Here is a 26,635-nt window from a genome sequence, read left to right as displayed (position 1 = left end):
GCTGCTAATCGACGGAGTGTGGGCTTCGCCCCACCGTGGCCGAGATCAGAGGCCGAAGATCGCCAGGAACGCCGGCGCTGCGCCGCCAAACTTCGATCCCGCAAACACGATGTCACCGGCCGCCAGCTTGATCGTCACGCCGGACTGGACGGTGCTGAACTCGTCCCAGCTCACCGACAGCGATCGCGCCGGGGAGAAGAACCCGCCGACGGGGATGTGCGCCACGATGGCCGGACCTGTCCCGCCGGTCGGAATCGGCAGGTCGAGGGTGCTGGTGCCGAACAGCAGAGCGTTCGTGAACTTCGGCGCGGCCGCGGCCCAGGCGACGAACGCCCCCGCGATGTTTCCGCTTTGCGCCGCGGCGACGAAGGTCTTCAGGCTGTCGGCCGCGCTGAGCCCGGCACCGACAAACGCCCCGGCCGCGCTGGCGGCGAATGCCACCGCGGGCGGCAGTTGGAGGGTCCCGTCGGTCAACGCCGTCGTGCTGGTCGGCGTGGGTGTCGTCGTGAATGTCGACGTTCCGCCGATCGAGAACTTGGCGCCGCCGAGCGGAGTCTTCGCGGTGACGTCGATCGCCACCGGCCCGCTGTCAGGCGGGGTCGGCGCGGACACGTTCGCGACGAACGAGATCGGACCGAACGGTGTGTCGATGGTCTGGTTGATCGGCGGAAGGCTCGCGTTGGCGCTGGCGGTCTTGCCGGCGGGCTTGACGCCGGCGGCCGGCTTCGAGGCGGCTGCGCTCGAGGGAGCCGTCGTCACCTTGGCGACCGTCCGGGCCGAGGTGGCCACGCTGCGCTTGGGTCCGGCATCGGACTTGGTGGATGAGCTCGAGGAGGCCGAACCCGACGCCGAATGGCCGCCGGTATCAGCTGACGCGACAGCAGTCGCTCCGGCCAGCGCGGCGCCGACGCCGAGGGTCAGTGCCCCCGCGCCCAGCCACGTCTTGACCCCCAGTGTGCGATTGCGTCCGCGATTGACAGTTTTGGTGCTGGCAGTGGCCATTTCACATCCCCCGTAGATGATCTAAGCAAACCCGTTGGCGGGCTGACACCCACCATTCTCCCCATTTTTCGTCGCGCGGGTTAATTATCAGAATATTCGTGGACCCGGCGCCGGAAGTGCCTACAGCGAGCAGCCGACCAGCACCGGTTCCTGCACCAGAGTGATGCCGAAGCTGTCGCGCACACCGTCGCGGACCGTGCGGGCCAGCGCCAGGACGTCGGCGGTCGTCGCACCGCCGCGGTTGGTCAACGCCAGCGCATGCTTGGTCGACAGCCGGCACGGCGCACCGCCCGGGCCGGGGTAACCCTTGCCGAAACCCGCGTGTTCGACCAGCCAGCCGGCCGCCAGCTTGACCCCGTCGTCGGCCGGGTAGTGCGGCACCGGACCATCCCAACGGCCCTGCAGTTCATCGAACTGCGCGGTGGGGACGACGGGATTGGTGAAGAACGATCCGACGCTCCAGGTGTCGTGGTCGTCGGCGTCGAGCACCATGCCTTTGCGGGCGCGCAACGCCAGCACGGCCGTGCGCACGTCGGCGGGTGCAGCCCGCTCCCCCGCAGGCACGCCGAGCGCCGCCGTCAGCTCGGCGTACCGCAGCGGCGCCGAGCGACCGTCCGTGTCCAGGCCGAACTCCACCTCCAGCACCACCGCGTCGGTGGAATTCTTCAGGTCGCTGTGCCGGTAACCGAGGCCGAGATCCGCGGCGGGCACCCACCGCACCAGCGAGCTGCGCCGGTCCAGCAGCCGAACGCGGGTCAGGTAGTCGGCCACCTCCACGCCGTAGGCGCCGACGTTCTGCACCGGGGTGGCTCCGGCCGATCCCGGGATCCCGGACAGGCACTCCAGCCCGCCCAACCCGGCCGCGACGGCGGCGACGACCACGTCATCCCAGACCGCGCCGGCTTCGGCGCGAAGCAGCCCACCCTCGACGCTGATGGTTCGGCTGGCCAGCAGCACGACGGTCACATCGGTGAGGTCGTCGGCGATCACCACGTTGGAACCGCCGGCCAGCACCAGAACCGGGCCGTCGGTATCGGCATCGACGGCGCGCAACGTCGCCACGATCTGCTCGGTGGTGGTGCAGGTGATGAGGCGACGCGCGACCGGACCGACCCGCAGGGTGGTCAGCGGAGCCAGCGACACGTTCTCGGCAACCGCCGCGCCACCGTATGAGTTCCCAGCTGCCACGGCCCGTAACGGTAGCCTCACCAGCTATGCCGCGCTCATTCGACATGGCCACCGCCTACGAGGGCAGCGTCGAACAGGTGCACCAGGCATTGCGCGACGAGCAGTACTGGTTGGCGCGGTTGGCCGATTCCGGTGCCGACCACGCGTCGCTCGACTCAATTCGGTTGACGGCCAACGGGGGCGTCGACGTGGCGACCACCCAGGTGCTGCGAGTCAACCGGCTGCCGGCCGTGGTCACCCAGTTCCACCATGGCGATCTCGAAATTCGCCGCGTGGAGAGCTGGACCGGACTTGTCGACGGCGCAGCCGAAGCCACCGTCAGCGGCACCATCCCCGGCGCGCCGGTGTCGTTGACCGGAAGTGCTCAGCTGACACCGGCAGAATTGCAGGCGCAGTTGGCTTTTCGCGCCACCGTTGAGGTACGCATCCCCCTGGTGGGTGGCAAGGTGGAGAACTTCATCGGCCACCAACTGGTCGACCTGCTGAACGCCGAGCAGCGATTCACCACCAGGTGGATCGCCGAGAACAGCTGACGTCACAGGTACCGTTGGGCTCATGTCCCGTCGCATGGACTACGTCATCGGGCTCGACAAGCCTGTCGCCGAGCTCTACCAGAGCTTCACCAGTCGCGAGTACTGGGAGGACCTGGTCGCCGAGCATCAGCAGCACACGGATTCGGCGATGACGCATTTTCATTCGGACGCGAACGGCACCGACATCGTGTTCACCCACACCGTGTCGCGCCGCGATATGCCGTCGATGATCGCCGCGGTGGTTCCGTTGCGGCTCACCATCACCCGCGAACAACATTTCGACCCGTTCGACGCCGGGAAGAACTCGGCCGACGGACACTATCGGGCATTGGTGCCCGCCGCCCCGCTGGACTTCGACGGCACGTACGTCCTGCAGCAGACCGGCGCGGGGAGCGAACTGCGCCTGCGCAGCCTCTGCAAGGTCAACGTGCCGCTCGTCGGCGGCAAGATCGAGAAGTGGGTGCTGGACGGTCTGCGCGGATTGTTCGACAACGAACGGGATTTCACCCGCGAGTGGATCGCCCGCCATCACTAGACCACCACGGCCGGTGGGCGTTCCCACCCGCGGCACCACCAACGCCAACCGGCTGCGGCGCGCCGATCGCTGGATGGTCAACTCCCCCCGGGTGCGCACGGCGCTGGAGTCGGCCACCACCCCGGTGATCGTCGACCTGGGGTACGGCCGATTGCCGGTCACCACACTGGAATTGGCCGCACGGCTTCGTGCGGTCCGGCCCGATGTGCGGGTCGTCGGGCTGGAGATCGACCCGCAGCGGGTGGTACCCGACATCGACGGGGTCGAGTTCAAGGTCGGCGGTTTCGAACTCGCCGGCCTGCATCCGGTCCTGGTGCGGGCGTTCAACGTGCTGCGGCAATACCCCGAAGAGGCGGTGGACCAGGCGTGGGCGCAGATGCGTGCCCAGCTGGCGCCGGGTGGTCTGATCGTCGACGGCACCTGCGACGAGCTCGGGCGGCGCTGCTGCTGGGTGCTGCTGGACGGCGATGGTCCGGTGAGCCTGACGCTGGCATGCGACCCCCGGCATATCGACCGCCCGTCAGACTTGGCCGAGCGGTTGCCGAAAGTGCTTATCCACCACAATGTTCCGGGCCAGCCCATCCACGACCTGCTGTCGTCGGCGGACCGTGCGTGGGCGAGCGCTGCCGGGCATTCGGTGTTCGGCCCGCGTGATCGCTGGCGCGCAATGCTCGCGGAGCTGCGTGCGGCCGGTGTCCCCATCGAGGCACAGCGCCGCACGGTCCGCGATGCGGTGCTCACCGTCGGATGGTCGACGGTGGCACCGGACGTAGGCTGACCGCATGCGGATTGCGCTGGCCCAGCTGCTCTCGGACACCGACCCGGCCGTGAACCTGAAGCTGGTCGAGGACTACACCCGTCGCGCCGCCGACGCCGGTGCCCGGCTGGTGGCCTTCCCCGAAGGGACGATGTGCCGCTTCGGTGTGCCGCTGGCCCCGGTGGCCGAACCGCTCGACGGCCCCTGGGCCGACGAGGTGCGCCGCATCGCGCACAGCGCGGGCATCACCGTGCTGGCCGGCATGTTCACCCCCGTCCCGGACGGCCGGGTCACCAACACGATCCTGGCGACTGGGCCAGACGTCGACGCGCACTATCACAAGATCCACATGTACGACGCGTTCGGATTTGCTGAATCCGAGGCGGTGGCCCCCGGCCGGGAGCCCGTCGTGATCACCGTCGACGGCGTCGGCGTCGGGATCACCCTCTGTTACGATATTCGGTTCCCCGCGCTCTACACCGAGCTCGCCGACCGGGGGGCGCAGCTGATCACCGTGCACGCCTCGTGGGGCGCCGGGCCGGGCAAATTGGAGCAGTGGACCCTGCTGGCCCGCGCTCGCGCGCTGGACTCGCAGTCTTTTGTCGCCGCCGTCGACCAGGGTTACCCGGGCGACGAACTGGCGACGTCGACCAAGGCGCCAACCGGTGTCGGCGGCAGTGTGGTGGCCTCGCCGCTGGGTGAAGTAGTCGCCGCGGCGGGCGACGATCCCCAGCTCATGGTGACCGACATCGACATCGATCGGGTCGCGCCAACCAGGGAAACCCTCGCGGTGCTGCGTAACCGCTCAGAGTTCGCTCAGATTGATAAGGCAGAATCGCCCAGGTGACGAATCCGCCACAGGGCCCCAATCATCCCGTCGGCCCCGGCGACCCGACCACGCCGGCATGGGCCGCCTCCCCGGGTCAAGGCACACCCACCGAGTACATCCCCCGACCGGGCGGTCCCGCCGACGCGCCGACCCAGCACATCCCGCATGGGCCGCCGCCGTCGCAGACACCGCCCGGCGAGGAGCCCGACGAGGGCAAGCGGGGCTTCCTGCGCGACCCGCTGTCGATCGTTCTGGTGATGGTCATCGTGCTGGCCGTGGTGATCGCCGGACTGCTGGGCACCGAACTCTACGTGCGCCATGAGGCCGACACCGTGGTGTCGCGAGCCGTCTCCTGCGTGGTGCAAGACCAGGCCGACGTCTCGTTCGGCGCGCGCCCCTTCCTGCTGCAGCACCTGTCGCGGCACTACAGCGACATCCACGTGCAGACCGCGGGCAATCAGATTCGAGGGGCCAAGGGCATGAAGCTCGACCTCTGGCTCGATGACATCCGGATCGACCAGACCGCGAACTCGGCCGGCACGATGGGGTCGCTGGACGCCACGATCGCGTGGACCAAGGACGGCATCAAGGAGACCGTGCAGAACGCCATCCCGTTCTTCGGCAGCCTGGTCAGCGGCGTGAGCACGAGCCCGTCGGACGGCACGATCGAGCTGCAGAGCGCCATGGGCTCCATCACCACCAAGCCGGCCATCTCCAACGGCGGCCTCACCCTGCAGGTGGTGAATCTGACCGGGCTGGGCTTCACGCTGCCGCGCGAGACCGTGCAGCCGGCACTGGACGCCTTCATGTCGACGCTGACCAAGAACCTGCCGATGGGCATTCACGCCGACAGCGTCGCGGTCACCGACGAGGGCGTCACGGCCAAATTCGTCACCCAGAACGCGACGATCCCCAACGGCCAGCAGGATCCCTGCTTCGCCGGGGTCTAAGCCGACAACCCGTCGAGCACCGCTCGCGTCCCGGACAGGCCCAACCTGGTCGCGCCCGCGTCGAGCATCGCGATGGCGTGCTCGGCGGTGCGGATACCGCCACTGGCCTTGACGCCGAGCCGGCCGCCCACGGTCGCCGCCATGATCTCGATCGCGACCACGGATGCGCCACCGGCGGGGTGAAATCCGGTGGAGGTCTTGACGAAGTCGGCGCCGGCCCCTTCGGCGGCCCGGCACACCGCGACCAGCGTGCCCTCGTCGGCCAGGCTCAGCAGGGCGGCTGACTCGACGATGACCTTCAGCACGGCGCCGGGCACCGCGGCCCGGACCGTCGCGATGTCGCCCGCCACCTGGTCGATGTTGCCGGCCAGGGCGGCCCCGACGTCGATGACCATGTCGATCTCGGTGGCACCGTCGTCGACGGCCGTCCGGGCCTCCTGCGCCTTGATGGCCGGCAGGTGCTTTCCCGACGGGAACCCCACGACAGCGGCGATGAGAAGGCTCTCCGGATGCGTGCTCGCGGCCCTGACGGCCACCGACACCATCGACGGGGACACGCAGACCGCCAGCACGCCGAGTTCGACGGCCTCGTCGACCAGCGCAATCACGTCAGCGTCGGTGGCCTCAGGCTTGAGCAGCGTGTGGTCGACCAATGCGGCGACCTCACCTCGGGTCCGCATCAGAACGGCTCCTCCAGGCCGCCCGGATTGCAGCCCGCCTCGGTCATCGTCTGGTCGTCGACCACGGGCCGCCACGGCTCCAGATTCCAGCTGCTCTTGCCGGGCTGACCGAACTCCGCGAACCGGAAGTGGCAGACGAATTGGCCCCGCATTCCGGGAAGGTCGGCCTCGGGTGCCAGGGCCAGCACCTCACCCCAGGCTTCGTCGATGTCGGTCTGGGGCTTGAGCAATTCACCGGCCACCGCGCGGCCGGCCGGCGTGGGATACACCCGCAGGCTCTTCAGGTCTCCCCAGTCGGCCCAGCTGACGTGGTCGATGTACGGCGGAGCGGGCGTGGGCGCGGCAGTGGCCGGAGCGGCGAGGCTCAGGCCCACCGGGACGGCCAGGAGCACTGCGGCCAGACCGTATCGAGCGCTCAGCGCGACTTCCCCTGAACCTCGAGCAGCTTGGGCCGCACGTCCACCAGGTAGACGCCGGCGGCCACGGCGGCGATCGCCACACCCGTGACTCCCAGGAACAGCGACAGCAGACCCGCGACACCGAGGATCACCAGCCAGACCGGCTTGGTGAGCTTCTCGGCCGCGGTATAGGCATCCGGCCGCTGCATCGCCGCATTGACGAACGCATAGATGGTCACCGCGGTGACCGCCCAGAAGACGACCTGAAGAACAAGACCCGCCACACCTTGCAGCATCACGGCTACAAGCGTAGGCGGGTCTTGTCCTTACGACGAATTGCTTCTGCTTACTTCTGGGTGACCTTCTTGGCCGGCGCCTTCTTGGCGGGAGCCTTCTTGGCCGCAGCCTTGGCCGGGGCGGCCTTCTTGGCCGGCGCCTTCTTGGCCGGAGCCTTCTTGGCGGGGGCGGCCTTGGTCGGCAGTTCGACGCCGACCAGCTTGGCGGCGCGCTCACCGACGGCGCGGGTCTGCGACGACACGTTGCCCAGGGCCTCCTGGGTCAGCTCGACGGCCTGGTCGACGTAACCCTCGGCACGAGCGGCGACGTCCTTGAGGTCGGACTGGTTGCGCAGGCGCTCCAGGGCGGCCTCGCCGCGCTCGACGAGGCTGTTGTAGGTCGCGGTGGCGGACTCGACGTAGCCCTCCGCAGCCTTGCGCAGTTCCTCGCTGGACAGCCGGCCGCGCAGCTCCTCGGCGCGCTGCGGCAGGTCTTCCTGCAGCTTGGTCAGCGCGGCACGACGCTCTTCGACGCGGGTGCTGGCCTCGGTGCGGGCCTCTTCGGCACGATCACGCAGGGTCGCGAGGATTTCGTTGACGGTGGCCAGGGCCAGGTCGGCAGCGCCGACCGCAGCGAGCAACGGGGCCTTCAGGTCTTCGACATTGGGGTTGTTCTCAGCCATCGTAGTGGCTCCTTTCAGATTGGATGTTGTTGTCCGTTAATGGTTTTCGTCAGTTGCTGGTCTGTTACTCAGGGATGAGCTCCTCACGGGCAGCTTCGTTCTGCTGACAGAACGAGGTGTAGATATCGAGCAGCACCTGCTTCTGACGCTCGGTGATCACGGTGTCCCCGATGATCGCGTCGTGCACCATGCTCGCCTCCCCGGGCTCGAGAATTCCCGCCCGGATATAGAGCACCTCGGCCGATAGCCGCAGCGCCTTGGCGATCTGGCTCAGCACCTCCGCAGACGGCTTCCGCAGTCCCCGTTCGATCTGACTGAGGTACGGGTTGCTGACACCGGCCTTCTCGGCCAACTGCCGCACCGAAACCTGAGCGGCTTCACGCTGCGCCCTGATGAAACCACCGATGTCATGCGCGGCGTTGGATACCACGGCCTGAAGATCGCCGTCTTGCGCCATGGGTTCCCTCCCGTCGCGATGGGTGTCCGGTACGTACGAACGCCACCCTACGCGGGGGTGCTAGCTTTTGCAAGCACTCATGCTAGCGCAGGTCAGAACAGTAATTGCGCCACTGTGTAGATGATCAAGCCAGCCAGCGAGCCGACCACGGTGCCATTGATCCGGATGAATTGCAGGTCGCGTCCGACATGCAATTCGATGCGACGGCTCGCCTCGTCAGCGTCCCAGCGCTCGATGGTGTCGGTGATGATCGTGGTGATCTCGGCCCCGTACTGGGCGACCAGGTGCTGCGCCCCGCGCACGATCCAGTTGTCCACCTTGTCGCGTAGCTCGGCATCGTCGCGCAGCGACTCCCCGATCCGCATCACCGACTCGGTGACGCGGGTTCGCAGTGTGCTCGACGGGTCGTCCACACCCTCAAGTACCAAGCGTTTCAACGTCTTCCACGCGGTCTCGGCCGCACGCGTGACCTCGTCGCGTTCCATCAGCTGCTCTTTGACCGCCTCGGCGCGGGCGATCGTCGCATCGTCGTTCTGCAGATCGCTGGCGAACTCGAACAGGAACCGGTTGGCCGATTGCCGCAGTTCGTGGTTCGGGTCACGCCGCACCTTGTCGGTGAAATCCATGAGCTCACGGTGGATCCGCTCCCCCACCAGCTGGTCGACGAATCGCGGCGACCAGCTGGGTGAATCGCGGGTGACCACGCGCTCGATCGTGTCGCCGGCGTTGAGCGCCCACTGGAAGGCGCGGTCGCACAGCAGCTGAAGCAGGGCTTCCTGGCGATTCTCCGCCAGCAGTTGGCCCAACACCCGGCCCACCGGCGGCCCCCACTGCGGTTCCGCGAGACGCCGGACGATGGTGCGGTCGATGACCTGCTGGATGTCGTCGTCGTTGAGCAGTTCCACCACGACTCGCAACACGGTGCCGGCCTCGGTGGCCACCCGCTCGGCGTGTGACGGCTCCGATAGCCACTTACCAAGGCGCCCAGCGACTTCGGCGTCACGCAGCTTGGTCTCCACCACCGCCGGCGACAGGAAGTTCTCCCGCACGAAGGTGCCAAGGCCCTCGCCGAGTTGATCCTTCTTGCGCTTGATGATCGCGGTGTGCGGGATCTTGAGCCCCAGCGGGTGGCGGAACAGCGCGGTGACGGCGAACCAGTCGGCCAGCGCGCCGACCATCCCGGCCTCGGCGGCGGCACCGACGTACCCGATCCAGGCCGGGCCACCCAGCGACTGCCCCCAGCGGCAGGCCAGGAAGATCACCGTGGCACCGATCAGGAAGCTCAGCGCCACAGCCTTCATCCGGCGCAGTGCACGCGCTCGTTGCGCATCCGCCTCCGGGTCGGCTCCGGCGAACGATTCCGCAAGGGAGGTACCTGTGCGGACTGCCTCCGTCGGCAACGCCGGGAGGCGGTGTTTGGCTGCCACCCCTACATCATCCGCTATCCCGCGACCCAGTTAATGTGACCCTGCCCTCGGATAAACCGTAGAATCGTTGCGAACGAGGGGAACGGACTCCGCGATAGTGGCACAAAATATGAGCCATGGCCTGGATGGCAGCCGGGCCAAGACTGACGGTCGCAAGCGACGCTGGCATCAGCACAAGGTCGAGCGCCGCACCGAATTGGTGGACGGGGCCCTAGAGGCCGTCCGCCAGCGCGGCCGCGACGTCAGCATGGACGAGATAGCTGCGGAAATCGGTGTGTCGAAGACCGTGCTGTATCGCTATTTCGTCGACAAGAACGACCTCACCACCGCGGTGATGATGCGCTTCGCGCAAACCACCCTCATCCCCAACTTGGCCGGCGCCCTGTCGTCGAACCTCGACGGCTTCGACCTCACCCGCGAGATCATCCGGGTGTATGTCGACACTGTGGCGACCGAGCCTGCGACCTACCAATTCGTCATGGCAAACAGTTCCGCCAGCAAAACCAAAGTCATCGCCGACTCGGAGCAAATCATCGCCAGGATGCTCGCGGTGGTGTTGCGCAGGCGCATGCAGCGGGCCGGGATGGACACCGGCGGCGTCGAGCCCTGGGCGTATCTGATCGTCGGTGGGGTTCAGTTGGCCACGCACTCGTGGATGTCGAGCCCGCGGATGAGCAGCGACGAGTTGATCGACTATCTGACGATGCTGTGCTGGAACGCACTGTGCGGCATTGTCGAAGCGGGCGGCTCGCTGGCCAGGTTCAACTCCGGCCCGCACCCGTCGCCGGTACTGCCGCCGCTCACTTGAGATACGGGCCGAGCAAGGTACCCCACGAGCTGCTCAACTTGGTGTACTCGTCCTCGCAGCCGTCGGCGCGATCTTGCGGCAGCGCGCCACTGCTCACCAGATCGGCGTTGCCCGTGGGATCGGCGCCGTAAACCCAACATTCGAGGTTGTACATCCGGGCCAGATCCAGCGTGTGCACATCGGCGAGCTGACCTTCGTCGATCTCGCCGCCCCGCTGGTCGCTGTATCCCTTGAACTCGCGGGCGAAGTCCTTGACCGCCTGGACGGACTCCGGGTCGATCTTCCCGTCGGGGCCGGGTGCCAGCAGGATGTAGGCGGCCAGCTGGTCGGCGACGTCCTCTTCTCGCCCGGTCGCAGGCAGGTCGTAGATGTCGATCACCATGTGCCCGGTCTCGTGATAGAAGGTCGCGATCTCGGAGTTGATCGCCGAGGCCTTCGGGTCGGAGTCACCGGCCTTGGTGTAGATGGCCAACGCGTCGGCGGCGTCTTCGTAGCAGATGGTGACCGACTTGGCGTCGGGGCTCCAGTACGCGTTGGCGGTGCCGCACTGCTTGCCGATCAGCGGGATGTCGAACGGCAGCTTCAGCGACTCGTTGATGCCGTCGGCCAGATCCTCCAGCAGATGATCGTTCTTGATGAGGTCACGACCGGTCACCGCCTCCGGCGAGGTGGCGTCCTCGTAGGTCGCCGTCATCTTGCCCGGCCAGTCCTTGTCGTCGCCCGAGGAGTCCGGCACGCCGTTGTCGTTGACATCCGGCTGTCCCGATGCCTGGGGAGATGCCTGAGCTGTCGACGGTTCCACCACCGACTCCGACGTCGATGTGGCGGAGTTGTTGTGTCCACAACCGGCGGCAGCAACCGCCAATGCGAACACCGCTGCACTGATCAACGAGGTTCGTGCCCGCACCAATCCCCCCGAGACTCATCCGCACGTAAGCCCAATGATGTTAACTGCCCGGCCCCGAAAACGGACTCGCATCAATGCAGGAAACCCAACCTCCCGTGAAAGCGCCGCGGATCATGTAGAACAATCCTTCGGGGCTGCCTATGAGATATGCCCTCGGGCGGAATGGTTTCGCGTCATAAGGGTCTAGGGAGGCCGGGGTGGACAACGACAGCACCGCAAAGTTGCGTAAGCCTGCGGCGGTGATAGCCGCCGTCGCGATATCGACGTCGGCGCTGTTTGCTGGTACCGCGGTCAGTGCGGCGGACCCGTTCGGCGACGACGACGGGGGCGGCAGCAGCTACAGCGGCGGCGACGACGGCGGCAGCGCACCTGAGGCCCCGTCCGGCGGCGGGGCAGAGGAGCCGTCAAACGGCGGAATCACTCAGGAGCCGGGCGCCGTCGAGCCGCCTGCCGGAGCCCCTCACGACGAGCCGGGCGGCATCGACGTGCCGGGCGGTGGGCCGCACGACGAGCCCGGCGGAGCCGAACCGGCTCCCGGCGACACGCATGACGAATCGGGTGGCACCCACGACGAACCGGGCGGCGCTCCCTCGGAGCCCGGCGGCAACGAAGCCCCCGGCGGCGGCGGGACCAACGAGGCGCCCGGCACCCCGGCACCTGCCCCCAGCGGAGGCACGCAGGAGCCCACGACCGCCGGCGGACTCGCCGAGCCGGCAGAGCCGCAGGTATCCCAGGAAGACCTCACCACGGCGCTCGCCTCCGAGGTCGAGACCACCACGTCCACCGAGGTGACCTCGGAGGAGGTCACCACCTACCAGGAGTCGGTCTCGTCGACGGTGAGCACCTCGACCCTGACCACCGGTATGACCCTGAGTAGCCCAGTGACACTGTGGAATTCGAGCTGGATCAGCTATGACCGCTTCTACCGTCCGGTGTTCACCAATCCGTACCGCACACCGCTGAGCGTGCTGTACGACTACGGCGGCCGCACCCAGGTCTTCACGGTGCCCCCGCTGCAGCGGGCCGCGTTGAACGTCCCGAACGCCGGCACCTACAACTTCACCGCGATGACGCGTCCGGCGTCCGGGCCGGCCACCAACCTGTCCGTGGGCAGCTTCTCCGGTGGCGGCTACCAGCCGGCTCCGGGCCAGGCGCCGCCGCAGAAACCGGCGCCGGTGAACACCCAGAAGAACGTGCTGGTTCAGGTCAAGTTCGACCGGGGACAGTCCGAACCGTTCCGGGTGACGTCGCTCACCGACCTGGGCAAGGACCCGACCGTCAACAACACCACCAAGGTGCTGCTCGACGAAGAGGTCCCGGCCTGGGGCGAGTGGTCGAAGACCGACAAGGGCGAAGCGTTGTTCGTCATCAACCAGACGCAGCTGCTGCCCGGCATCCAACGTCCGGCCCAGGAGCCGCTGCCCGGATACAACGTGAAGCTGGCGGCCGCCTCGCAGTCGACGTCGTGGATCGACAAGAACCGGACCGTGCTGATCAGCGTGGCCGTCGCGGCCGGCGTCCTGGCGCTGGCCGTGGTCGGGTTCATGGTGGTTTCGCGGCGCCGCGGCACAGGCGGGTGATTGCGGGTTAGTCTCGTCGGCTATGAGTGATCTGCCGTCGCAATGGACCCATGAGCCGCGCAAGGTCCTGCGGTTCAGTCCGGGTGACAAGGTGGCCGACATCGACACCGATTCGACCCCGGGTTACTCCGACGGCAAGGACGGGTCGGAGGAGCTGCAGGACGAACGCAACGAGCGGTTCGCCGGCCTGCAGGAGATGCTGTACGCCAACGGCCGCGCCGGCGACAACCGCTCACTGCTGCTCGTCCTGCAGGGCATGGACACCGCAGGCAAGGGCGGCACCGTGAAACACGTTGTCGGAGCAGGCAATCCGCAAGGTATCCACTACACGAGCTTCGGCGTGCCGACCGAGGAGGAGCGCGCCCACCATTACCTGTGGCGCGTTCGCAAAGCGCTGCCCGCGGCAGGCAACATCGGGGTGTTCGACCGGTCCCATTACGAGGACGTCCTGGTCGTGCGGGTGCACGAACTGGTTCCGCGCGACGTCTGGGAGCCGCGCTACGACGAGATCAACGCCTTCGAGAAGGAGCTCGTCGACTCCGGGACCACGATCGTCAAATGCGCGATGTTCGTCTCCCTCGACGAGCAGAAGAGGCGGCTCTCCGAACGGCTCGAACGTCCGGACAAGTACTGGAAGTACAACCCGGGCGATGTCGCCGAGCGCAAGCTGTGGCCGGCGTACCAAGAGGCCTATCAGGCAATGCTGGACCGGACCTCGACCGACTACGCGCCGTGGTTCGTCATCCCCTGTGACAAGAAGTGGTATTCCCGGCTTGCCATCAACGAACTGTTGATCGAGGCGCTCAAAGGAATGAAGCTGACGTGGCCGCCGCCCGACTTCGACGTCGAGGCGGAGAAGAAGAAGCTGGCCGAGGCCTGACGGTCAGCCCTTGACCAGGGTGAACTGACCGATGTTGGTGATGCCGCGGCGGAAGAAGTCGGCGCAGCCGGTCAGGTATTTCATGTAGCGGTCGTAGATCTCCGTCGACGTGATCGCGATGGCCTGGTCACGGTTGGCGATCAGCTCGGCCGCCCACATGTCCAGCGTGCGCGCGTAGTGATGCTGCAGCAGGTGGATGCGCTCGAGGGTGAAGCCCGAATCGAGGGCCAGCTGCTCGATGTCCTCGACGGCGGGCAGCCGCCCGCCGGGGAAGATCTCCTGCTCGATGAACTTCATGAACTTCAGGTCGCTGATCGTGACCTTGATCCCGTTGTCCCGGAAGAACTTCTGGGTGTGCGCCAAGATCGTGTGCAGCAGCATGCGGCCGTCGTCGGGAAGCAGCTCGTAGGCCTTCTGGAAGAACAGCGGGTAGCGCTCCACCTTGAACGCCTCGAAGGCGCCGATGCTCACGATCCGGTCCACCGGCTCGTCGAATTCTTCCCAGCCCTGCAGCCGCACCTCGATCGAGCGGTTGGTGTCGAGCTTGGCCAGACGCTTACGGGCGAATTCCGACTGGTTTTTGCTCAGAGTGATGCCGATGACGTTGACGTCGTACTTCTGCACCGCCATCTCCAGGGCCCCGCCCCAGCCGCATCCGACGTCGAGCAGGGTCATACCGGGCTGCAGGTTGAGCTTGCCCAGCGCGAGGTCGAACTTGGCGTTCTGGGACTCGTCGAGCGTCATGTCCTCGCGCTCGTAGTAGCCGCAGGTATAGCCCATGGTCGGGCCCAGAAACAGGGCGAAGAAGTCGTCGGAGACGTCGTAGATGGATTGTGATTCCTCGTAATAGGGAGTCAGATCCGTATCCACATCGACCATCGACAGCTACCTCCAACGCATTGTGTGCACGGCCGGTTGCCGCGAAATGCAAGCTTGCTGCGCGGCCCCCCGACCAAACCCAGGAGCCTAGCCAATCAACGGAGGAAATGCACAGCGGCGAGCGCGGCCCCCCGACCAAACCCAGGAGCCTAGCCAATCAACGGAGGAAATGCACAAGCGGCGAGCGCGGCGGCACGCTCAGTAGGTGTAGAACCCCTGGCCGGATTTCTTGCCCAGCTGTCCTGCCTCGACCATGCGCAGCAGCAGCGGTGGCGGCGCGTAGTGCGCGTCCTTGAGTTCGTCGTACATCGAGTCGGCGATGAGCTTCATGGTGTCCAGGCCGATCAGATCCGAAAGACGCAGCGGCCCCATCGGGTGTGACAGGCCGGCGACGATTGCCGTGTCGACGTCCTCGATGGTGGCCACCCCGGCCTCCACCATGCGAATGGCGGACAGCAGGTAGGGCACCAGCAGGGCGTTGACGACGAACCCGGAACGGTCGCCGCAGCGCACCACCTTCTTGCCGAGCACCTCACCGGCGAACTGCTCCACCCTGGCGATGGCGTCCTCGGAGGTGACCAGTGTGTTGACCAGTTCGACGAGCGGCAGCACCGGCACCGGGTTGAAGAAGTGCAGGCCGAGCACCCGGCTCGGATTCTTGGTCGCCGCAGCGATTTTCATGATCGGGATGCTCGAGGTGTTGGACGCGAGCACGGCGTCGGGGTCGGTGATGAGCTCGTCGAGTTGGGCGAAGATCTTGCCTTTGACGGCCTCGTCTTCGACGACGGCCTCGATCACCAGCTGACGATCGGACAGATCGGCGAGATCGGTGGTGAACGTCAATCGGGCGAGCGTCGCGTCGCGATCGGCTTCCGAGAGCTTGCCCTTGCTGGTCGCGCGTTCCAGCGAGGAGGTGACGCGGTCGCGTCCGGAGTTGATCAGAGCGTCGGTCGGCTCGTAGACGACGACGTTCGCACCCGCCTTGGCCGACACCTCGACGATGCCCGAGCCCATCTGCCCGGCTCCGACCACACCTACTCGTTCAATACTCACTTCGTCTCCTCACGCATCAGGCCCCGCCCAATATAAGGACGGGGCCTGATGTCAGCTGTCAGGGGCTGCTGATCAGTGGAACTGGCCTTCTTCGGTCGATCCCGCGAGCGCGGTGGTCGAGCTGGTCGGATCCACGGTGGTGGCGATCCGGTCGAAGTAACCGGCGCCGACCTCACGCTGGTGCTTGGTGGCGGTGTAGCCGCGCTCCTCGGCGTCGAACTCGCGCTCCTGCAGCTCGACGTAGGCGCTCATCTGGTTGCGGGCGTAGCCGTAGGCCAGATCGAACATCGAGTAGTTCAGGGCGTGGAAGCCGGCCAGCGTGATGAACTGGAACTTGAAGCCCATCGCGCCGAGCTCCTTCTGGAACTTCGCGATGGTCGCGTCGTCCAGGTGCTTGCGCCAGTTGAACGACGGCGAGCAGTTGTAGGCCAGCATCTGGTCCGGGAACTCGCTCTTGACGCCCTCGGCGAACTTGGCTGCCAGCTCCAGGTCCGGGGTGCCGGTCTCCATCCAGATCAGGTCGGAGTACGGCGCGTAGGCCTTGGCGCGGGCGATGCACGGCTCGAGACCGTTCTTCACCCGGTAGAAGCCCTCGGCGGTGCGCTCACCGGTGACGAACGGCTTGTCGCGGTCATCGACGTCGGAGGTGATCAGCGTGGCGGCCTCGGCATCGGTACGGGCGATGACGACGGTGGGGACGTCGGCGACGTCGGCCGCCAGGCGGGCCGAGGTGAGGGTGCGGATGTGCTGCTGGGTCGGGATCAGCACCTTGCCACCGAGGTGGCCGCACTTCTTCTCCGAGGCCAGCTGGTCCTCCCAGTGCGAACCGGCCACACCGGCGGCGATCATCGCCTTCTGCAGCTCGTAGACGTTCAGCGCGCCACCGAAGCCGGCCTCGCCGTCCGCGACGATCGGGGCGAGCCAGTTCTCGATCGAGGTGTCACCCTCGACCTTGGCGATCTCGTCGGCACGCATGAGCGCGTTGTTGATGCGGCGCACGACCTGCGGCACCGAGTTGGCCGGGTAGAGGCTCTGGTCGGGGTAGGTGTGGCCGGACAGGTTCGCGTCGCCGGCGACCTGCCAACCCGACAGGTAGATGGCCTTCAGGCCGGCCCGAACCTGCTGGACGGCCATGTTGCCGGTCAGCGCGCCCAACGCGTTGACGAACTCCATGTCGTGCAGCTGGTTCCACAGCACCTCGGCGCCGCGGCGGGCCAGGGTGGCCTCTTCGACGACGCTGCCCTGCAGCGCGACGACGTCGGCCGGGGTGTAGGTACGGGTGATCCCTTTCCAGCGGGGATTGGTGTCCCAGTCCTTCTGGATTTCTTCTGGGCTCTTCGGCTGGCCAACGTTGGACATCGCCTGCTCCTTCGGATCGACTGGCCACCTTGACGGACACTCGAGTTGTTAACGTCAACGCAGCATGGCTGGTGTGCTGAGTCGAGCATGCCTCGCACCATTAGCGCAGTTCAAGCCATTAAGAGTGCCAATTTTCGCCAACCCGAGCGGTAACCCTGCGAAGGTTGCGAAGACAGTCGACAGCTGAACCGGTTCAGAAGTTACCGTTCAGTAGCAGATTCTCGCAGGTCAGTACGCCCGTACTGTTAAACCGGCGACGGTCAGAGCGCGAAGATCGATGCGACGGCTTTGACCTCTTCGCCGACGACGTATGTGAGCGTTCTAACAGTGCGATCCGCGAGCTCCGGACCGAACTTGTCGGTGGAGCCCGGCGGATACACATGCAGCAGGATCTCGAGCTTGTCGCCGAACGCGACCGGCGCATCGTGTTCGATGGTGACCCGCAGCGGCGCTTCGAACAGCTCCGTCAGCGGCGCCAGGAACTCCTCGACGACCTTCCAATACACCGAGTTGTTGACGTGGTCGAAGAGGTCGATATCGCTGACGCGGATGGGGAACGCGCGGATCTCGTTGGCGTCGTGCCGGGAGCCGGCGTTCAGATAGCCCTTCCAGCGCAGCCGTTTCACATCGGTGGTGCGCTGCAGGCCCTCCAGAAAGTCATCGGCGATGCGGGCCGGCCCCTGGGTCTCCCGGTTGATGTTGATCCAGAAGGCCTCGGATTCAACCAACCCGCCCTTACGTCCGTCGATACGGACCCGCATCTCACACCAGCGGTTCGAGGTCCCCGAGCACCAGCGCCGCAGTCGCAGCATCTCCGGGTACTCGATCGGGCGGATCAGGTCGACCATGGTGCGCCGGACAATCCACAGCGGATGCGTTTCCTCGTGGCCCATCTCGCGGAGTTGGTCCTGGCCGATGTCCTGGATATGGCGGCAGGCCGCGTCCAGACGCAACCGGCCAACGCGGTCGATATCGCCGACGCGCAGCGGCCATTCGCGGTCGAACACATCGGGGTGCGGATCGGGAACCGGCATCAACACCTTCGCCAATCCGGTGCCGGTGGTGTTGGTGGTCATCTGGTCTGTCGTCCTCTCCCATCCCGTCCCAGCGCGATCATGCCAAAGGCCTTCCCTGATGCCAACCAGCCTGCGTTGGCAACGCTGCGAAGCCCCCTTCGCAGGGGTGAGTAGGCTGGACGCGTGGCCAAGACGTTCGTCGGCTCCCGGATACGACAGCTCCGCAGCGAACGCGGATTCAGCCAAGCCGCACTGGCCCAGATGCTGGAGATCTCACCGAGCTATCTCAACCAGATCGAGCACGACGTCCGGCCGCTGACCGTCGCGGTGCTGCTGCGCATCACCGAGGTGTTCGGGGTCGATGCCACGTTCTTCTCGTCGGAGGACGACACCAGACTGGTGGCCGAGCTGCGTGAAGTGACCATGGACCGCGACCTCGACCTCGATGTCGACATGACCGAGGTCGCCGACATCGTCGGCACTCACCCGGCGATCGCCCGCGCGATCGTCAACCTGCATCGCCGCTACCGGATCACCACCGCGCAGCTGGCGGCGGCCACCGAGGACCGGTTCAACCTCAATACCGGGGGCAGTGGCTCGGCGTCGATCTCCATGCCGCACGAGGAAGTCCGCGACTACTTCTACCAACGACAGAACTATCTGCACGAACTCGACACCGCCGCCGAGGATCTCACCATCCGGATGCGGATGCACCGTGCCGAGCTGTCGCGGGAGTTGGCCGACCGGCTGACCATGGTGCACGGCGTGCACATCATCCGGCGTATCGACATGGGCGATACCGTGCTGCACCGTTACGACCCGGTCGCGCGCACTCTCGAGATCAGCAACCACCTGTCGTCGGGTCAGCAAGTGTTCAAGATGGCCACGGAGCTGGCGTATCTCGAGTGCGGCGACCTGATCGACAAGTTGGTCGACGAGGGCAAATTCACCAGCGACGAGTCGCGAAAGCTGGCTCGGCTGGGCCTGGCGAGCTACTTCGCGGCCGCAACGGTGTTGCCCTACGGGCAGTTTCACAACATGGCCGAGAACTTTCGCTACGACATCGAACGGCTCTCGGCCTTCTATCAGGTCAGTTACGAGACGATCTGCCATCGGCTCTCGACGTTGCAGCGCCCGTCCATGCGCGGCGTCCCGTTCTCGTTCGTCCGGGTGGACAAGGCCGGCAACATGTCGAAACGCCAGTCCGCCACGGGTTTTCACTTCTCGTCCGCGGGCGGCACCTGCCCGCTGTGGAACGTCTACGAGACGTTCTCGAACCCGGGCAAGATCCTGGTGCAGATCGCGCAGATGCCCGATGGGCAGAACTACATGTGGGTGGCGCGCACGGTCGAACGGCGGGCGTCGCGCTACGGCCAACCGGTCAAGACCTTCGCGATCGGGTTGGGCTGCGAGATGCGGCATGCCAGCCGGTTGGTTTACTCGAAGGGTCTTGATCTGTCATCAGACAGCGCTACACCGATCGGTGCGGGCTGCCGGGTGTGCGAACGGGACAACTGCCCGCAGCGGGCCTTCCCGGCATTGGGACGGGCGCTGGATCTCGATGAGCACCGCAGCACGGTATCGCCTTATCTGGTCAAGGAGTCTTGATGGGTCAACGTATTCCGCCCGGGGATCGACGCGAGCTCGGTCTGGTCAACTGGGGCATCTCCCGGTTGGGCGCCCGATCGATTCGCGCTCCGCATATGCACCTGTTCGAAGTCCTGGGGCGGCACAAGCTGCTGTTCCTGTCGTTTCTGCCGTATTCGGGTGTGCTGCTGAACTGGGGCAAGCTGCCCAAGCGGGACAAAGAACTGGTGATCCTGCGCGTCGGCCACCTGCGCGGTTCGGAGTACGAGCTGCAGCAGCACCGCAGGCTGGCCCGCAGCCGTGGCGTCGATGCGGCCTTGCAGGACAAGATCTTTGCCGGCCCGACGGCCGAGGAACTGACTGACCGTCAGCGCGCCCTGCTGACGGCGGTGGATGAGTTCATTCTGAATCGCGATCTGTCCGACGACACCTTCGCAACGCTGTCGACACACTTGAGCCGCGAGCAGGTGATCGAATTCTGCGCCCTGGCAGGGCATTACGATGCGATCGCGGGAATTCTGGCCACGCTGCGGGTTCCGATGGACTTCCCCGACTAGGGCCGGGCTCTCTCACTCGCCGAAGCGCTTGGCCTTCACTTTCGGCGCCGCCTTCTCCGTCGGCAGCACGGGACCTGGCATCGCGACCGGCTCGATCGTGGTGGTCACGGTGTCGCCCTGCGTCATCGGACCCGGCATCACCGGTGCCGCCACCGGCGACGAATCGATCGGCACGCCGTCGTCGAACGCGACGGTCACTCCCCCCATCGCGACCACGGCACTCCCGCCGATCACTGCCATCAGAACTTTGGTGCTCACAGCACCCCGCCACTCGGCCATGACAACCCCCTTGTAGCCGGAGCCTGTCTGGCACCGGCTGTTAGGAAGTCGACACCGCGATGCTTGAGGCAGCCTGAAACCGACCTGACGAACAGCTGGCAAAGACCGCTTACAGGTAGGTGACACCGAGAACGATCAGCGTGAAGATCACCGGCGAGACCGGCACGCAGCCCAGAAAAGCCGCCAACACCATGCGCTTACGCTGATACGCCCGCCAGGCCAGATAGCCGACGACCGCGGCGACCACGAGGATCACCGCCGACAGGATCAGCACCCAGGAGCTGACGTCCTGCCCGTTGGTCGCCAACGAGATGCCGATCAGCCACAGGATGTGGCCGAGCACGATTCCGCCGATACCGGCGATCAGCGTCGGTCTCAAAAGTTGATCATGTGGCCGGCGAGACCGTGGAAGCATTCCTGGAGTGCCTCCGACAGCGTCGGATGGGTGTGCACGTTGCGGGTCAGCTCGTTGACGGTCAGATCCCACTTCTGCGCCAGGGTCAGCTCCGGCAGGAGCTCGGAGACGTCGTGCCCGATCAAGTGCCCGCCGAGGAGCTCGCCGTACTTGGCATCGGCGATGACCTTGACGAAGCCGGTCGGGTCGCCCAGCCCGTGCGCCTTGCCGTTGGCGGTGAACGGGAACTTGGCCACCTTCACGTCGTAGCCCTCGTCGCGGGCCTGCTGCTCGGTGAGGCCGAAGCTGGCCACCTGCGGCTGGCAGAACGTCGCCCGTGGCAGCATCCGGTAGTCACCGAGCGCCAGCGTCTCGGCGCCGGCGATGGTCTCGGCGGCCACCACACCCATCGCCTCGGCGACGTGGGCGAGCTGCAGCTTGGCGGTGACGTCGCCGATGGCGTAGATGTGCGGCACGTTGGTGCGCATGTAGTCGTCGATCCCGATCGCCTTGCGGTCGGTCAGCTCGACGCCCGTCTTGTCCAGCCCGAAGCCGTCGACATTCGGGGCGAAACCGATGGCCTGCATGACCTTGTCGGCCTTCAGTTCCTCGGTCTTGCCGTCCTTGCTGACCACGACGGTCACTGTCGACCCGTCGTCGTCAATGGACTCCACCTTGGTGCCGGTGAGGATCTTGACGCCGAGTTTCTTGTATTGCTTCTCGATCTCCTTGGAGACCTCGGCGTCCTCGTTGGGCAGCGCACGCGGCAGGAATTCGACGATGGTGACGTCGACGCCGTAGTTCTTCATGACGTAGGCGAACTCCATGCCGATCGCGCCGGCGCCGGCGATGATGATCGACTTGGGCAGCTCCCGGGACAGGATCTGCTCCTCGTAGGTGACGACGTTCTTCGACAGCGAGGTGCCCGGGACCAGCCGGGTACTCGAGCCGGTCGCGATGATCGCGTTGTCGAACTCGACCTTCTCGGTTCCGCCGTCGTTGAGATCGACGTCGATGCTGTTGGGCCCGGTGAACTTCCCGTAGCCGTGGATCTCGGTGATCTTGTTCTTTTTCATCAGGAAGTGCACGCCGGCGACGCGGCCGTCGGCGACCTTGCGGCTGCGGTCGAAGGCGACTCCGTAATCGAAGGTGGCCTCTCCGCTGATGCCGAACGTCTTGGCGTCCTTGGTGAAGATGTGGGCCAGCTCGGCATTACGCAGCAACGCCTTCGACGGGATGCAGCCGACATTGAGGCAGACTCCGCCCCAATACTTGGGTTCGATGATGGCGGTGTTCAGTCCGAGCTGTGCCGCGCGGATCGCCGCGACGTATCCGCCGGGACCGGCTCCGACAACGACGACGTCATAGTGAGTCACGACCTCAGCCTATCGTCGGACGGGCAATCCATTCGAAGTAGTAGGCGCCATGTAGCAGCGCGGCGGTGGCCACCGAGGCCAACGGTGCCGACATCAGCGCGATGGCCAGCGCCGTTACCGGTGGCCGGTTCTGCACCATCGAAACCAGCATGCTGGCGACCGAGCAGACGATGAGGTACATCAGCACGCAGAACACCGCGGGGGTCTTCTGCAGGGAGGTGTACCACCAGAAGTAGAAGCCCAGGCCGGCCGCGGCGGCCAGCACCCACGCCGCGGCGACGATGAACACGAACTGCCACCGCTTCACGTACTGGTACGTGCCGGCGGCGGCTGTCGGGGCGGGCGGCACGACCACCGGCTCGGCGTGCAGCGACCCCTCGACCCGGTGCAGGAACGCATCGGTGTCGAAGTTCTCCAACTCACTGAAGGCGATGGACTCCTCCGAGACTTCGGCCTCGGGTTCGTCGGTCAGCGACCGGAGCGCGTGGGGATGCGGGCCGGTGTCGAAGATCGGCGCGTGGTGGGGCTCAGTCGACGGGAGGGACGTTTTTTCAGCCATGGGACACCACCTGAACCAGAACCAATGCCCCCAGCCAACCCGGCGCCATCGCCAGGACGAACGCCCCCACTGTCGTCATCCAGCGCCGGCCCGAGAACAGGATCAGCAGCATGCCGATGACGCTCGGGACAGCCACCACCAAGCCGACCACCAGGTCAGGGCGGACGGGTGTCTTGACCAGCAGGGTGGCCACGACCGCCGCCACCAGACCGGTCACTGTGCCGACCAGCAACGCACTTGTGAGCAGCCATGCCCGAGGCAGGGGTATCACGCTTATGAGGGTACGTGCAGTCGCGCGGACTATTGCTGAACGACTCCGGCGCGCCGACCAGGGATTGCACAGGCGTCTGCGGCCTCGGCGACCACCAGATCGGCCCGTTCAGCCGGGCGCGCACCGCGCTCGTAGTCAACTCCCGTCAGCGGAGAATCGCTGGCCAGCAACCGGTTTTCGGCGTCGGTGAAGGCCCGACCGCGGCTGAGGAAGCGCATCCCCTCGGGGGCTTCGAGGCTGAAGCCGCCGCCACGACCTGGGACGACGTCGATGATGAGCTGGGTGTGCTTCCAGGTCTCGAACTGCGGACCGGAAATCCAGATCGGGGCGCCTTCGAGCACCCCGAGCAGCACGTCACGGTCACCGACGATGAAGTCGCCGTCCGGGTAACACATCGGCGACGACCCGTCGCAACAGCCGCCAGACTGGTGGAACATCAGCGGCCCGTGCCGCTGCTGCAGGCTGTGCACAAGCTCGGCAGCCGCCGCGGTGATCAATGCCCGCGGCGGCGCCTGCTGCGTCTCGTCATTCCGGCGCGGTTGCGTGCGCTGGGCGCTCGTTTGCGCGCCGAAATCACTCATCAGAAGAAGCCTTGGGCTTTGTTCGAGTAGGAGACGAGCAGGTTCTTGGTCTGCTGGTAGTGGTCGAGCATCATCAGGTGGTTCTCCCGGCCGATGCCGGACTGCTTGTAGCCGCCGAAGGCCGCGTGGGCGGGGTAGGCGTGGTAGCAGTTGGTCCACACCCGCCCGGCCTTGATGTCACGCCCGGCGCGGTAGGCGGTGTTGCCGTCACGGCTCCACACTCCGGCGCCAAGGCCGTAGAGGGTGTCGTTGGCGATGCGGATCGCGTCGTCGTAATCGGTGAACGACGTCACCGACACCACCGGGCCGAAGATCTCCTCCTGGAAGATCCGCATCGCGTTGTCGCCGGTGAAGATCGTCGGCTGCACGTAGTAACCGCCGTTGAGGTCTCCGCCGAGGTCGGCGCGCTCCCCACCGGTGAGGATCTGGGCGCCTTCACTTTTGCCGATCTCGATGTAGGACAGGATCTTCTCCAGCTGATCGTTGGAGGCCTGCGCCCCGATCATCGTTTCGGTGTCCAGCGGATCGCCTTGGCGCACCGCCTTGGTACGGATCGCGGCCATGGCCAGGAACTCGTCGTAGATGTCGGCCTGGATCAGGCTGCGCGACGGACACGTGCACACTTCGCCCTGGTTGAGGGCGAACATCGTGAACCCTTCTAGGGCCTTGTCCTGGTAGTCGTCGTTGGCAGCCATCACATCGGAGAAGAAAATGTTGGGGCTCTTGCCACCGAGCTCGAGGGTGACCGGGATCAGGTTCTGGGAGGCGTACTGCATGATCAGCCGGCCCGTGGTGGTCTCCCCGGTGAACGCAATCTTGGCGATCCGATTCGACGATGCCAACGGCTTGCCGGCCTCGACACCAAATCCGTTGACGACGTTCAGGACTCCGGCGGGCAGCAGGTCGGCGATCAACGAGATCAGATACAGCACCGAGGCCGGGGTCTGCTCGGCGGGCTTGAGGACGATCGCGTTGCCGGCCGCCAGTGCCGGCGCGAGCTTCCAGACCGCCATCAGGATCGGGAAGTTCCACGGGATGATCTGTCCGACCACACCCAGCGGCTCGTGGAAGTGGTAGGCGACGGTGTCCTCGTCGATCTGGGACAGCGAGCCTTCCTGGGCGCGGATCGCGGCGGCGAAGTACCGAAAGTGGTCCACTGCCAACGGAATATCGGCATTCAGGGTTTCCCGGATCGGCTTGCCGTTGTCCCACGACTCGGCCAACGCGATCGATTCCAGGTTCGCCTCGATACGGTCGGCGATCTTGTTGAGGATCACCGCCCGCTCCCCCGCTGACGTCTTACCCCATCCCGGCGCAGCGGAATGCGCAGCGTCCAAGGCCTTCTCGATGTCGGCGTCCGTCGACCGCGCGACCTCCGTAAAGACCTCACCCGTCACCGGTGTCGGATTCTCGAAGTACTGACCGCCCACCGGCGCGACCCACTCACCACCGATGAAGTTCTCGTAGCGGGACTGAAAAGACATGGCAGATCCCGATGTTCCGGGGCGGGCGAACACTGGCATAGGTACTCCTCTACGAGACACTTGCATTGATACGAACGGCGCGAACCGCGGGTGCGGTCGACGCAGGCAACACCATCGAGAGGTCCGCGGGATAGCGCACCGTCACCTCGATTCCGCCGGCGAAGCGGTACGGCTGGGCGGCAAGCAGACCGGCGAACTGCTTGCGCAGCCGGGACAATTCGGCGCGCACCGTGACGACCCGGGAACGATCACCATAGAGGTCTGCGGCCAACTCGGGCGCCGATCGACCCCGGGGATCGCGGGCCAGGATCAGCAGGATCTCGGCGTGACGTAGCGAGACGTCGTGGCGCCAATGCCCGAACTGCCCCGTCATGTCCAACGCAGGCGCGCCGGCGACGGTCAAGTCCAACGATGCCTGCGCCAACGCGGGCGCGTCGTCGTCGTCGGTCGGACGAACCAGCCAACCGCCGGGCAACACGTCGATATCGCAGATGCCGAAGGTGGGAATCCACGAGCGGCCTGCCGCGATGTCGTCGGGCAACAGGATGCGGTGATGCAGTGGCAGTGAGTCGACGGCCGCCACCCAGCCCTCGGGGTCGACGGCCAACGCAGGCTTGCCGATGCGGGCCAGGATCGGGGCAGCGACCATGCGCAGGCGGTTCAGCGTGCGGTCGTGTTGTTCGCGCAGGTGCGACTCGGCGAGCCGGGCGACGGCGTCGACGAGCGCCACGGTCGTCGGGTGCACGGTCGCGGCGGGGCCTGATACGTCGACGACACCGATCACCTGCCCGGTTCGCGGGTCTCGGATGGGTGCGCCCGCACATGTCCAGGAGTGGTGGGTGCGCAGGAAGTGCTCGGCGGAGAACACCTGCACGGCGCGGTTGGACACCAGCGCGGTGCCGATGGCGTTGGTGCCGACTTCTCCTTCGGCCCAGTGCGCGCCTTCGATGAAGCCCAGCCGGTCGGCGTTGTTGAGGACCGCGGGCGAGCCCGAGCGCCACAGCACCCGACCTTGCGCGTCGGCGACGACGAGGATGTTGGTGCCGTCGGCGACGAGGGATTCCAGCCCGCGGGACACCTCGTCGAGGACCGCCATCAGCCCGGACGCCCGGCGCAGTGCCTCCAGTCCGCCTGCTTCCACGACGGGCTGGGCGCGGCAGTCAGGGTCGACACCGGCGGACATCAGCCGGTGCCACGATTCGCCGATGACATCTCGCGGGCGAGCTGGAGCGCGGTGGCCCGCCATCGTCGCGTCATAGACAGCCGACATCAGCCGCGCATAGTTGCGCGGGTCCTCGCCGAGCGCGACTGCGGGCTCAGGCACGTACACCCCTTGCATTACTGCCGATTG

31 protein-coding genes are annotated in these 26,635 nt (G+C 66.2%); 10 read left to right on the top strand and 21 right to left on the bottom strand.

Annotation, left to right across the window (positions count from 1 at the left end):
* Window positions 1-45: 45 nt before the first annotated feature.
* Both D3H54_RS03700 and D3H54_RS03695 read right to left on the bottom strand, forming a co-directional pair.
* On the bottom strand, window positions 46-1,002 hold the full coding sequence (locus tag D3H54_RS03700) for a hypothetical protein (RefSeq protein ID WP_149377915.1): 957 nt from the start codon (window positions 1,000-1,002) through the stop codon (window positions 46-48).
* A 120-nt stretch (window positions 1,003-1,122) separates the two neighbouring features.
* The gene (locus tag D3H54_RS03695) at window positions 1,123-2,211 is read right to left on the bottom strand and encodes a UDP-N-acetylmuramate dehydrogenase (RefSeq protein ID WP_149377914.1); all 1,089 of its coding nucleotides are present in this window, start codon (window positions 2,209-2,211) and stop codon (window positions 1,123-1,125) included.
* 5 nt (window positions 2,212-2,216) lie between these two features.
* On the opposite strand from D3H54_RS03695, the gene D3H54_RS03690 reads away from it, so the two are divergent.
* From D3H54_RS03690 to D3H54_RS03670, 5 genes are read left to right on the top strand one after another with little or no spacing between them, the layout of a single operon-like run.
* Window positions 2,217-2,723 carry a DUF2505 domain-containing protein gene (locus D3H54_RS03690; protein ID WP_149377913.1) on the top strand — a complete coding sequence of 169 codons (507 nt, stop codon included), beginning with the start codon at window positions 2,217-2,219 and terminating at the stop codon, window positions 2,721-2,723.
* 22 nt (window positions 2,724-2,745) lie between these two features.
* Entirely contained in the window at window positions 2,746-3,258 is a 513-nt protein-coding gene (locus tag D3H54_RS03685; protein WP_149377912.1) for a DUF2505 domain-containing protein, read from the top strand.
* Window positions 3,251-4,036: a class I SAM-dependent methyltransferase gene (locus D3H54_RS03680; RefSeq protein WP_149377911.1), complete on the top strand. Its 786-nt coding sequence runs from the start codon at window positions 3,251-3,253 to the stop codon at window positions 4,034-4,036. Before D3H54_RS03685 ends, D3H54_RS03680 begins: the two co-directional genes overlap by 8 nt.
* A 4-nt stretch (window positions 4,037-4,040) precedes the next feature.
* Window positions 4,041-4,862 carry a carbon-nitrogen hydrolase family protein gene (locus D3H54_RS03675; protein ID WP_149377910.1) on the top strand — a complete coding sequence of 274 codons (822 nt, stop codon included), beginning with the start codon at window positions 4,041-4,043 and terminating at the stop codon, window positions 4,860-4,862.
* Entirely contained in the window at window positions 4,859-5,794 is a 936-nt protein-coding gene (locus tag D3H54_RS03670; protein WP_432246481.1) for an LmeA family phospholipid-binding protein, read from the top strand. Before D3H54_RS03675 ends, D3H54_RS03670 begins: the two co-directional genes overlap by 4 nt.
* Here the strand turns inward: D3H54_RS03670 and deoC are convergent.
* From deoC to D3H54_RS03640, 6 genes are all read right to left on the bottom strand, one after another.
* Window positions 5,791-6,474, bottom strand: coding sequence for a deoxyribose-phosphate aldolase (deoC, locus tag D3H54_RS03665; RefSeq protein ID WP_149377909.1), 684 nt, complete (start codon window positions 6,472-6,474; stop codon window positions 5,791-5,793). The two genes, D3H54_RS03670 and deoC, sit on opposite strands and share 4 nt — an antisense overlap.
* A complete protein-coding gene (locus D3H54_RS03660) occupies window positions 6,474-6,866 on the bottom strand; it encodes a DUF2599 domain-containing protein (RefSeq protein ID WP_149377908.1) in 393 nt (130 codons plus the stop codon). The genes deoC and D3H54_RS03660 overlap by 1 nt, the downstream gene beginning before the upstream one ends.
* A gap of 23 nt (window positions 6,867-6,889) precedes the next feature.
* Window positions 6,890-7,165 (bottom strand): DUF2516 family protein, encoded by a 276-nt coding sequence (locus D3H54_RS03655; protein WP_172507268.1) that lies wholly within the window; start codon window positions 7,163-7,165, stop codon window positions 6,890-6,892.
* 53 nt (window positions 7,166-7,218) lie between these two features.
* On the bottom strand, window positions 7,219-7,830 hold the full coding sequence (locus D3H54_RS03650; protein ID WP_149377907.1) for a heparin-binding hemagglutinin: 612 nt from the start codon (window positions 7,828-7,830) through the stop codon (window positions 7,219-7,221).
* Window positions 7,831-7,894: 64 nt separating this feature from the next.
* Window positions 7,895-8,287: a helix-turn-helix domain-containing protein gene (locus tag D3H54_RS03645; protein WP_036343176.1), complete on the bottom strand. Its 393-nt coding sequence runs from the start codon at window positions 8,285-8,287 to the stop codon at window positions 7,895-7,897.
* Window positions 8,288-8,379: 92 nt separating this feature from the next.
* Window positions 8,380-9,714 (bottom strand): DUF445 domain-containing protein, encoded by a 1,335-nt coding sequence (locus D3H54_RS03640; RefSeq protein ID WP_286199098.1) that lies wholly within the window; start codon window positions 9,712-9,714, stop codon window positions 8,380-8,382.
* Window positions 9,715-9,823: 109 nt separating this feature from the next.
* On the opposite strand from D3H54_RS03640, the gene D3H54_RS03635 reads away from it, so the two are divergent.
* Entirely contained in the window at window positions 9,824-10,522 is a 699-nt protein-coding gene (locus tag D3H54_RS03635; RefSeq protein WP_149377906.1) for a TetR/AcrR family transcriptional regulator, read from the top strand.
* On the opposite strand, the gene D3H54_RS03630 is transcribed toward D3H54_RS03635, so the two are convergent.
* Entirely contained in the window at window positions 10,515-11,432 is a 918-nt protein-coding gene (locus D3H54_RS03630) for a DUF4344 domain-containing metallopeptidase (protein WP_432246480.1), read from the bottom strand. The two genes, D3H54_RS03635 and D3H54_RS03630, sit on opposite strands and share 8 nt — an antisense overlap.
* A 194-nt stretch (window positions 11,433-11,626) precedes the next feature.
* Between D3H54_RS03630 and D3H54_RS03625 the strand changes: the two genes are divergently transcribed.
* Both D3H54_RS03625 and D3H54_RS03620 read left to right on the top strand, forming a co-directional pair.
* Window positions 11,627-13,009, top strand: coding sequence for a hypothetical protein (locus D3H54_RS03625; RefSeq protein ID WP_149377905.1), 1,383 nt, complete (start codon window positions 11,627-11,629; stop codon window positions 13,007-13,009).
* A gap of 22 nt (window positions 13,010-13,031) precedes the next feature.
* A complete protein-coding gene (locus D3H54_RS03620) occupies window positions 13,032-13,889 on the top strand; it encodes a polyphosphate kinase 2 family protein (RefSeq protein WP_149377904.1) in 858 nt (285 codons plus the stop codon).
* Window positions 13,890-13,892: 3 nt separating this feature from the next.
* Here the strand turns inward: D3H54_RS03620 and D3H54_RS03615 are convergent, their stop codons facing one another.
* From D3H54_RS03615 to D3H54_RS03600, 4 genes are all read right to left on the bottom strand, one after another.
* A complete protein-coding gene (locus D3H54_RS03615) occupies window positions 13,893-14,768 on the bottom strand; it encodes a cyclopropane mycolic acid synthase family methyltransferase (protein ID WP_149377903.1) in 876 nt (291 codons plus the stop codon).
* A gap of 198 nt (window positions 14,769-14,966) precedes the next feature.
* A complete protein-coding gene (locus tag D3H54_RS03610; protein WP_149377902.1) occupies window positions 14,967-15,821 on the bottom strand; it encodes a 3-hydroxybutyryl-CoA dehydrogenase in 855 nt (284 codons plus the stop codon).
* A 72-nt stretch (window positions 15,822-15,893) separates the two neighbouring features.
* The gene (gene aceA, locus D3H54_RS03605) at window positions 15,894-17,180 is read right to left on the bottom strand and encodes an isocitrate lyase (protein WP_115319047.1); all 1,287 of its coding nucleotides are present in this window, start codon (window positions 17,178-17,180) and stop codon (window positions 15,894-15,896) included.
* A gap of 260 nt (window positions 17,181-17,440) precedes the next feature.
* Complete coding sequence (locus tag D3H54_RS03600; protein WP_149377901.1) at window positions 17,441-18,256, bottom strand: acyl-[acyl-carrier-protein] thioesterase; 816 nt, start codon at window positions 18,254-18,256, stop codon at window positions 17,441-17,443.
* 123 nt (window positions 18,257-18,379) lie between these two features.
* Between D3H54_RS03600 and ramB the strand changes: the two genes are divergently transcribed.
* Window positions 18,380-19,804 carry an acetate metabolism transcriptional regulator RamB gene (ramB, locus tag D3H54_RS03595; RefSeq protein WP_083118155.1) on the top strand — a complete coding sequence of 475 codons (1,425 nt, stop codon included), beginning with the start codon at window positions 18,380-18,382 and terminating at the stop codon, window positions 19,802-19,804.
* Window positions 19,804-20,340 (top strand): carboxymuconolactone decarboxylase family protein, encoded by a 537-nt coding sequence (locus D3H54_RS03590; protein ID WP_149377900.1) that lies wholly within the window; start codon window positions 19,804-19,806, stop codon window positions 20,338-20,340. The genes ramB and D3H54_RS03590 overlap by 1 nt, the downstream gene beginning before the upstream one ends.
* Window positions 20,341-20,352: 12 nt before the next feature.
* On the opposite strand, the gene D3H54_RS03585 is transcribed toward D3H54_RS03590, so the two are convergent.
* The 8 genes from D3H54_RS03585 to D3H54_RS03550 form a co-directional block, all read right to left on the bottom strand.
* The gene (locus D3H54_RS03585; RefSeq protein WP_149377899.1) at window positions 20,353-20,619 is read right to left on the bottom strand and encodes a hypothetical protein; all 267 of its coding nucleotides are present in this window, start codon (window positions 20,617-20,619) and stop codon (window positions 20,353-20,355) included.
* Between the two features lie 109 nt (window positions 20,620-20,728).
* On the bottom strand, window positions 20,729-20,998 hold the full coding sequence (locus D3H54_RS03580) for a hypothetical protein (RefSeq protein WP_168214769.1): 270 nt from the start codon (window positions 20,996-20,998) through the stop codon (window positions 20,729-20,731).
* Window positions 20,995-22,389, bottom strand: coding sequence for a dihydrolipoyl dehydrogenase (gene lpdA / locus D3H54_RS03575; protein WP_149377898.1), 1,395 nt, complete (start codon window positions 22,387-22,389; stop codon window positions 20,995-20,997). The genes D3H54_RS03580 and lpdA overlap by 4 nt, the downstream gene beginning before the upstream one ends.
* A 4-nt stretch (window positions 22,390-22,393) precedes the next feature.
* Window positions 22,394-22,948 (bottom strand): hypothetical protein, encoded by a 555-nt coding sequence (locus tag D3H54_RS03570; RefSeq protein WP_149377897.1) that lies wholly within the window; start codon window positions 22,946-22,948, stop codon window positions 22,394-22,396.
* On the bottom strand, window positions 22,941-23,219 hold the full coding sequence (locus tag D3H54_RS03565) for a putative holin (protein ID WP_149377896.1): 279 nt from the start codon (window positions 23,217-23,219) through the stop codon (window positions 22,941-22,943). Before D3H54_RS03565 ends, D3H54_RS03570 begins: the two co-directional genes overlap by 8 nt.
* A gap of 29 nt (window positions 23,220-23,248) precedes the next feature.
* Window positions 23,249-23,800 carry a DUF779 domain-containing protein gene (locus D3H54_RS03560; protein ID WP_149377895.1) on the bottom strand — a complete coding sequence of 184 codons (552 nt, stop codon included), beginning with the start codon at window positions 23,798-23,800 and terminating at the stop codon, window positions 23,249-23,251.
* The gene (gene adh, locus D3H54_RS03555) at window positions 23,800-25,323 is read right to left on the bottom strand and encodes an aldehyde dehydrogenase (RefSeq protein ID WP_149377894.1); all 1,524 of its coding nucleotides are present in this window, start codon (window positions 25,321-25,323) and stop codon (window positions 23,800-23,802) included. The genes D3H54_RS03560 and adh overlap by 1 nt, the downstream gene beginning before the upstream one ends.
* Before the next feature lie 10 nt (window positions 25,324-25,333).
* A complete protein-coding gene (locus D3H54_RS03550; protein ID WP_149377893.1) occupies window positions 25,334-26,623 on the bottom strand; it encodes a GAF domain-containing protein in 1,290 nt (429 codons plus the stop codon).
* Between the last annotated feature and the right edge of the window lie 12 nt (window positions 26,624-26,635).

Origin of the sequence: Mycobacterium sp. ELW1 (assembly GCF_008329905.1) — a bacterium.
Taxonomy (GTDB): Bacteria; Actinomycetota; Actinomycetes; order Mycobacteriales; family Mycobacteriaceae; genus Mycobacterium.
The sequence above is the reverse complement of the archived record's forward strand: the minus strand, read 5'-3'. Positions and strand labels throughout refer to the sequence as shown.

Bases quoted from the DNA above. Each gene is read 5' to 3' on its own strand.
- D3H54_RS03675 (WP_149377910.1), top strand. From the start codon at position 4,041: ATGCGGATTGCGCTGGCCCAGCTGCTCTCGGACACCGACCCGGCCGTG.
- D3H54_RS03700 (WP_149377915.1), bottom strand. From the start codon at position 1,002: ATGGCCACTGCCAGCACCAAAACTGTCAATCGCGGACGCAATCGCACA.
- D3H54_RS03650 (WP_149377907.1), bottom strand. From the start codon at position 7,830: ATGGCTGAGAACAACCCCAATGTCGAAGACCTGAAGGCCCCGTTGCTC.
- aceA (WP_115319047.1), bottom strand. From the start codon at position 17,180: ATGTCCAACGTTGGCCAGCCGAAGAGCCCAGAAGAAATCCAGAAGGAC.
- D3H54_RS03635 (WP_149377906.1), top strand. From the start codon at position 9,824: ATGAGCCATGGCCTGGATGGCAGCCGGGCCAAGACTGACGGTCGCAAG.
- adh (WP_149377894.1), bottom strand. From the start codon at position 25,323: ATGCCAGTGTTCGCCCGCCCCGGAACATCGGGATCTGCCATGTCTTTT.
- D3H54_RS03645 (WP_036343176.1), bottom strand. From the start codon at position 8,287: ATGGCGCAAGACGGCGATCTTCAGGCCGTGGTATCCAACGCCGCGCAT.
- D3H54_RS03585 (WP_149377899.1), bottom strand. From the start codon at position 20,619: ATGGCCGAGTGGCGGGGTGCTGTGAGCACCAAAGTTCTGATGGCAGTG.
- D3H54_RS03570 (WP_149377897.1), bottom strand. From the start codon at position 22,948: ATGGCTGAAAAAACGTCCCTCCCGTCGACTGAGCCCCACCACGCGCCG.
- D3H54_RS03685 (WP_149377912.1), top strand. From the start codon at position 2,746: ATGTCCCGTCGCATGGACTACGTCATCGGGCTCGACAAGCCTGTCGCC.
- D3H54_RS03600 (WP_149377901.1), bottom strand. From the start codon at position 18,256: ATGACCACCAACACCACCGGCACCGGATTGGCGAAGGTGTTGATGCCG.
- D3H54_RS03560 (WP_149377895.1), bottom strand. From the start codon at position 23,800: ATGAGTGATTTCGGCGCGCAAACGAGCGCCCAGCGCACGCAACCGCGC.
- D3H54_RS03550 (WP_149377893.1), bottom strand. From the start codon at position 26,623: ATGCAAGGGGTGTACGTGCCTGAGCCCGCAGTCGCGCTCGGCGAGGAC.
- D3H54_RS03615 (WP_149377903.1), bottom strand. From the start codon at position 14,768: ATGGTCGATGTGGATACGGATCTGACTCCCTATTACGAGGAATCACAA.
- D3H54_RS03690 (WP_149377913.1), top strand. From the start codon at position 2,217: ATGCCGCGCTCATTCGACATGGCCACCGCCTACGAGGGCAGCGTCGAA.
- D3H54_RS03590 (WP_149377900.1), top strand. From the start codon at position 19,804: ATGGGTCAACGTATTCCGCCCGGGGATCGACGCGAGCTCGGTCTGGTC.
- D3H54_RS03620 (WP_149377904.1), top strand. From the start codon at position 13,032: ATGAGTGATCTGCCGTCGCAATGGACCCATGAGCCGCGCAAGGTCCTG.
- deoC (WP_149377909.1), bottom strand. From the start codon at position 6,474: ATGCGGACCCGAGGTGAGGTCGCCGCATTGGTCGACCACACGCTGCTC.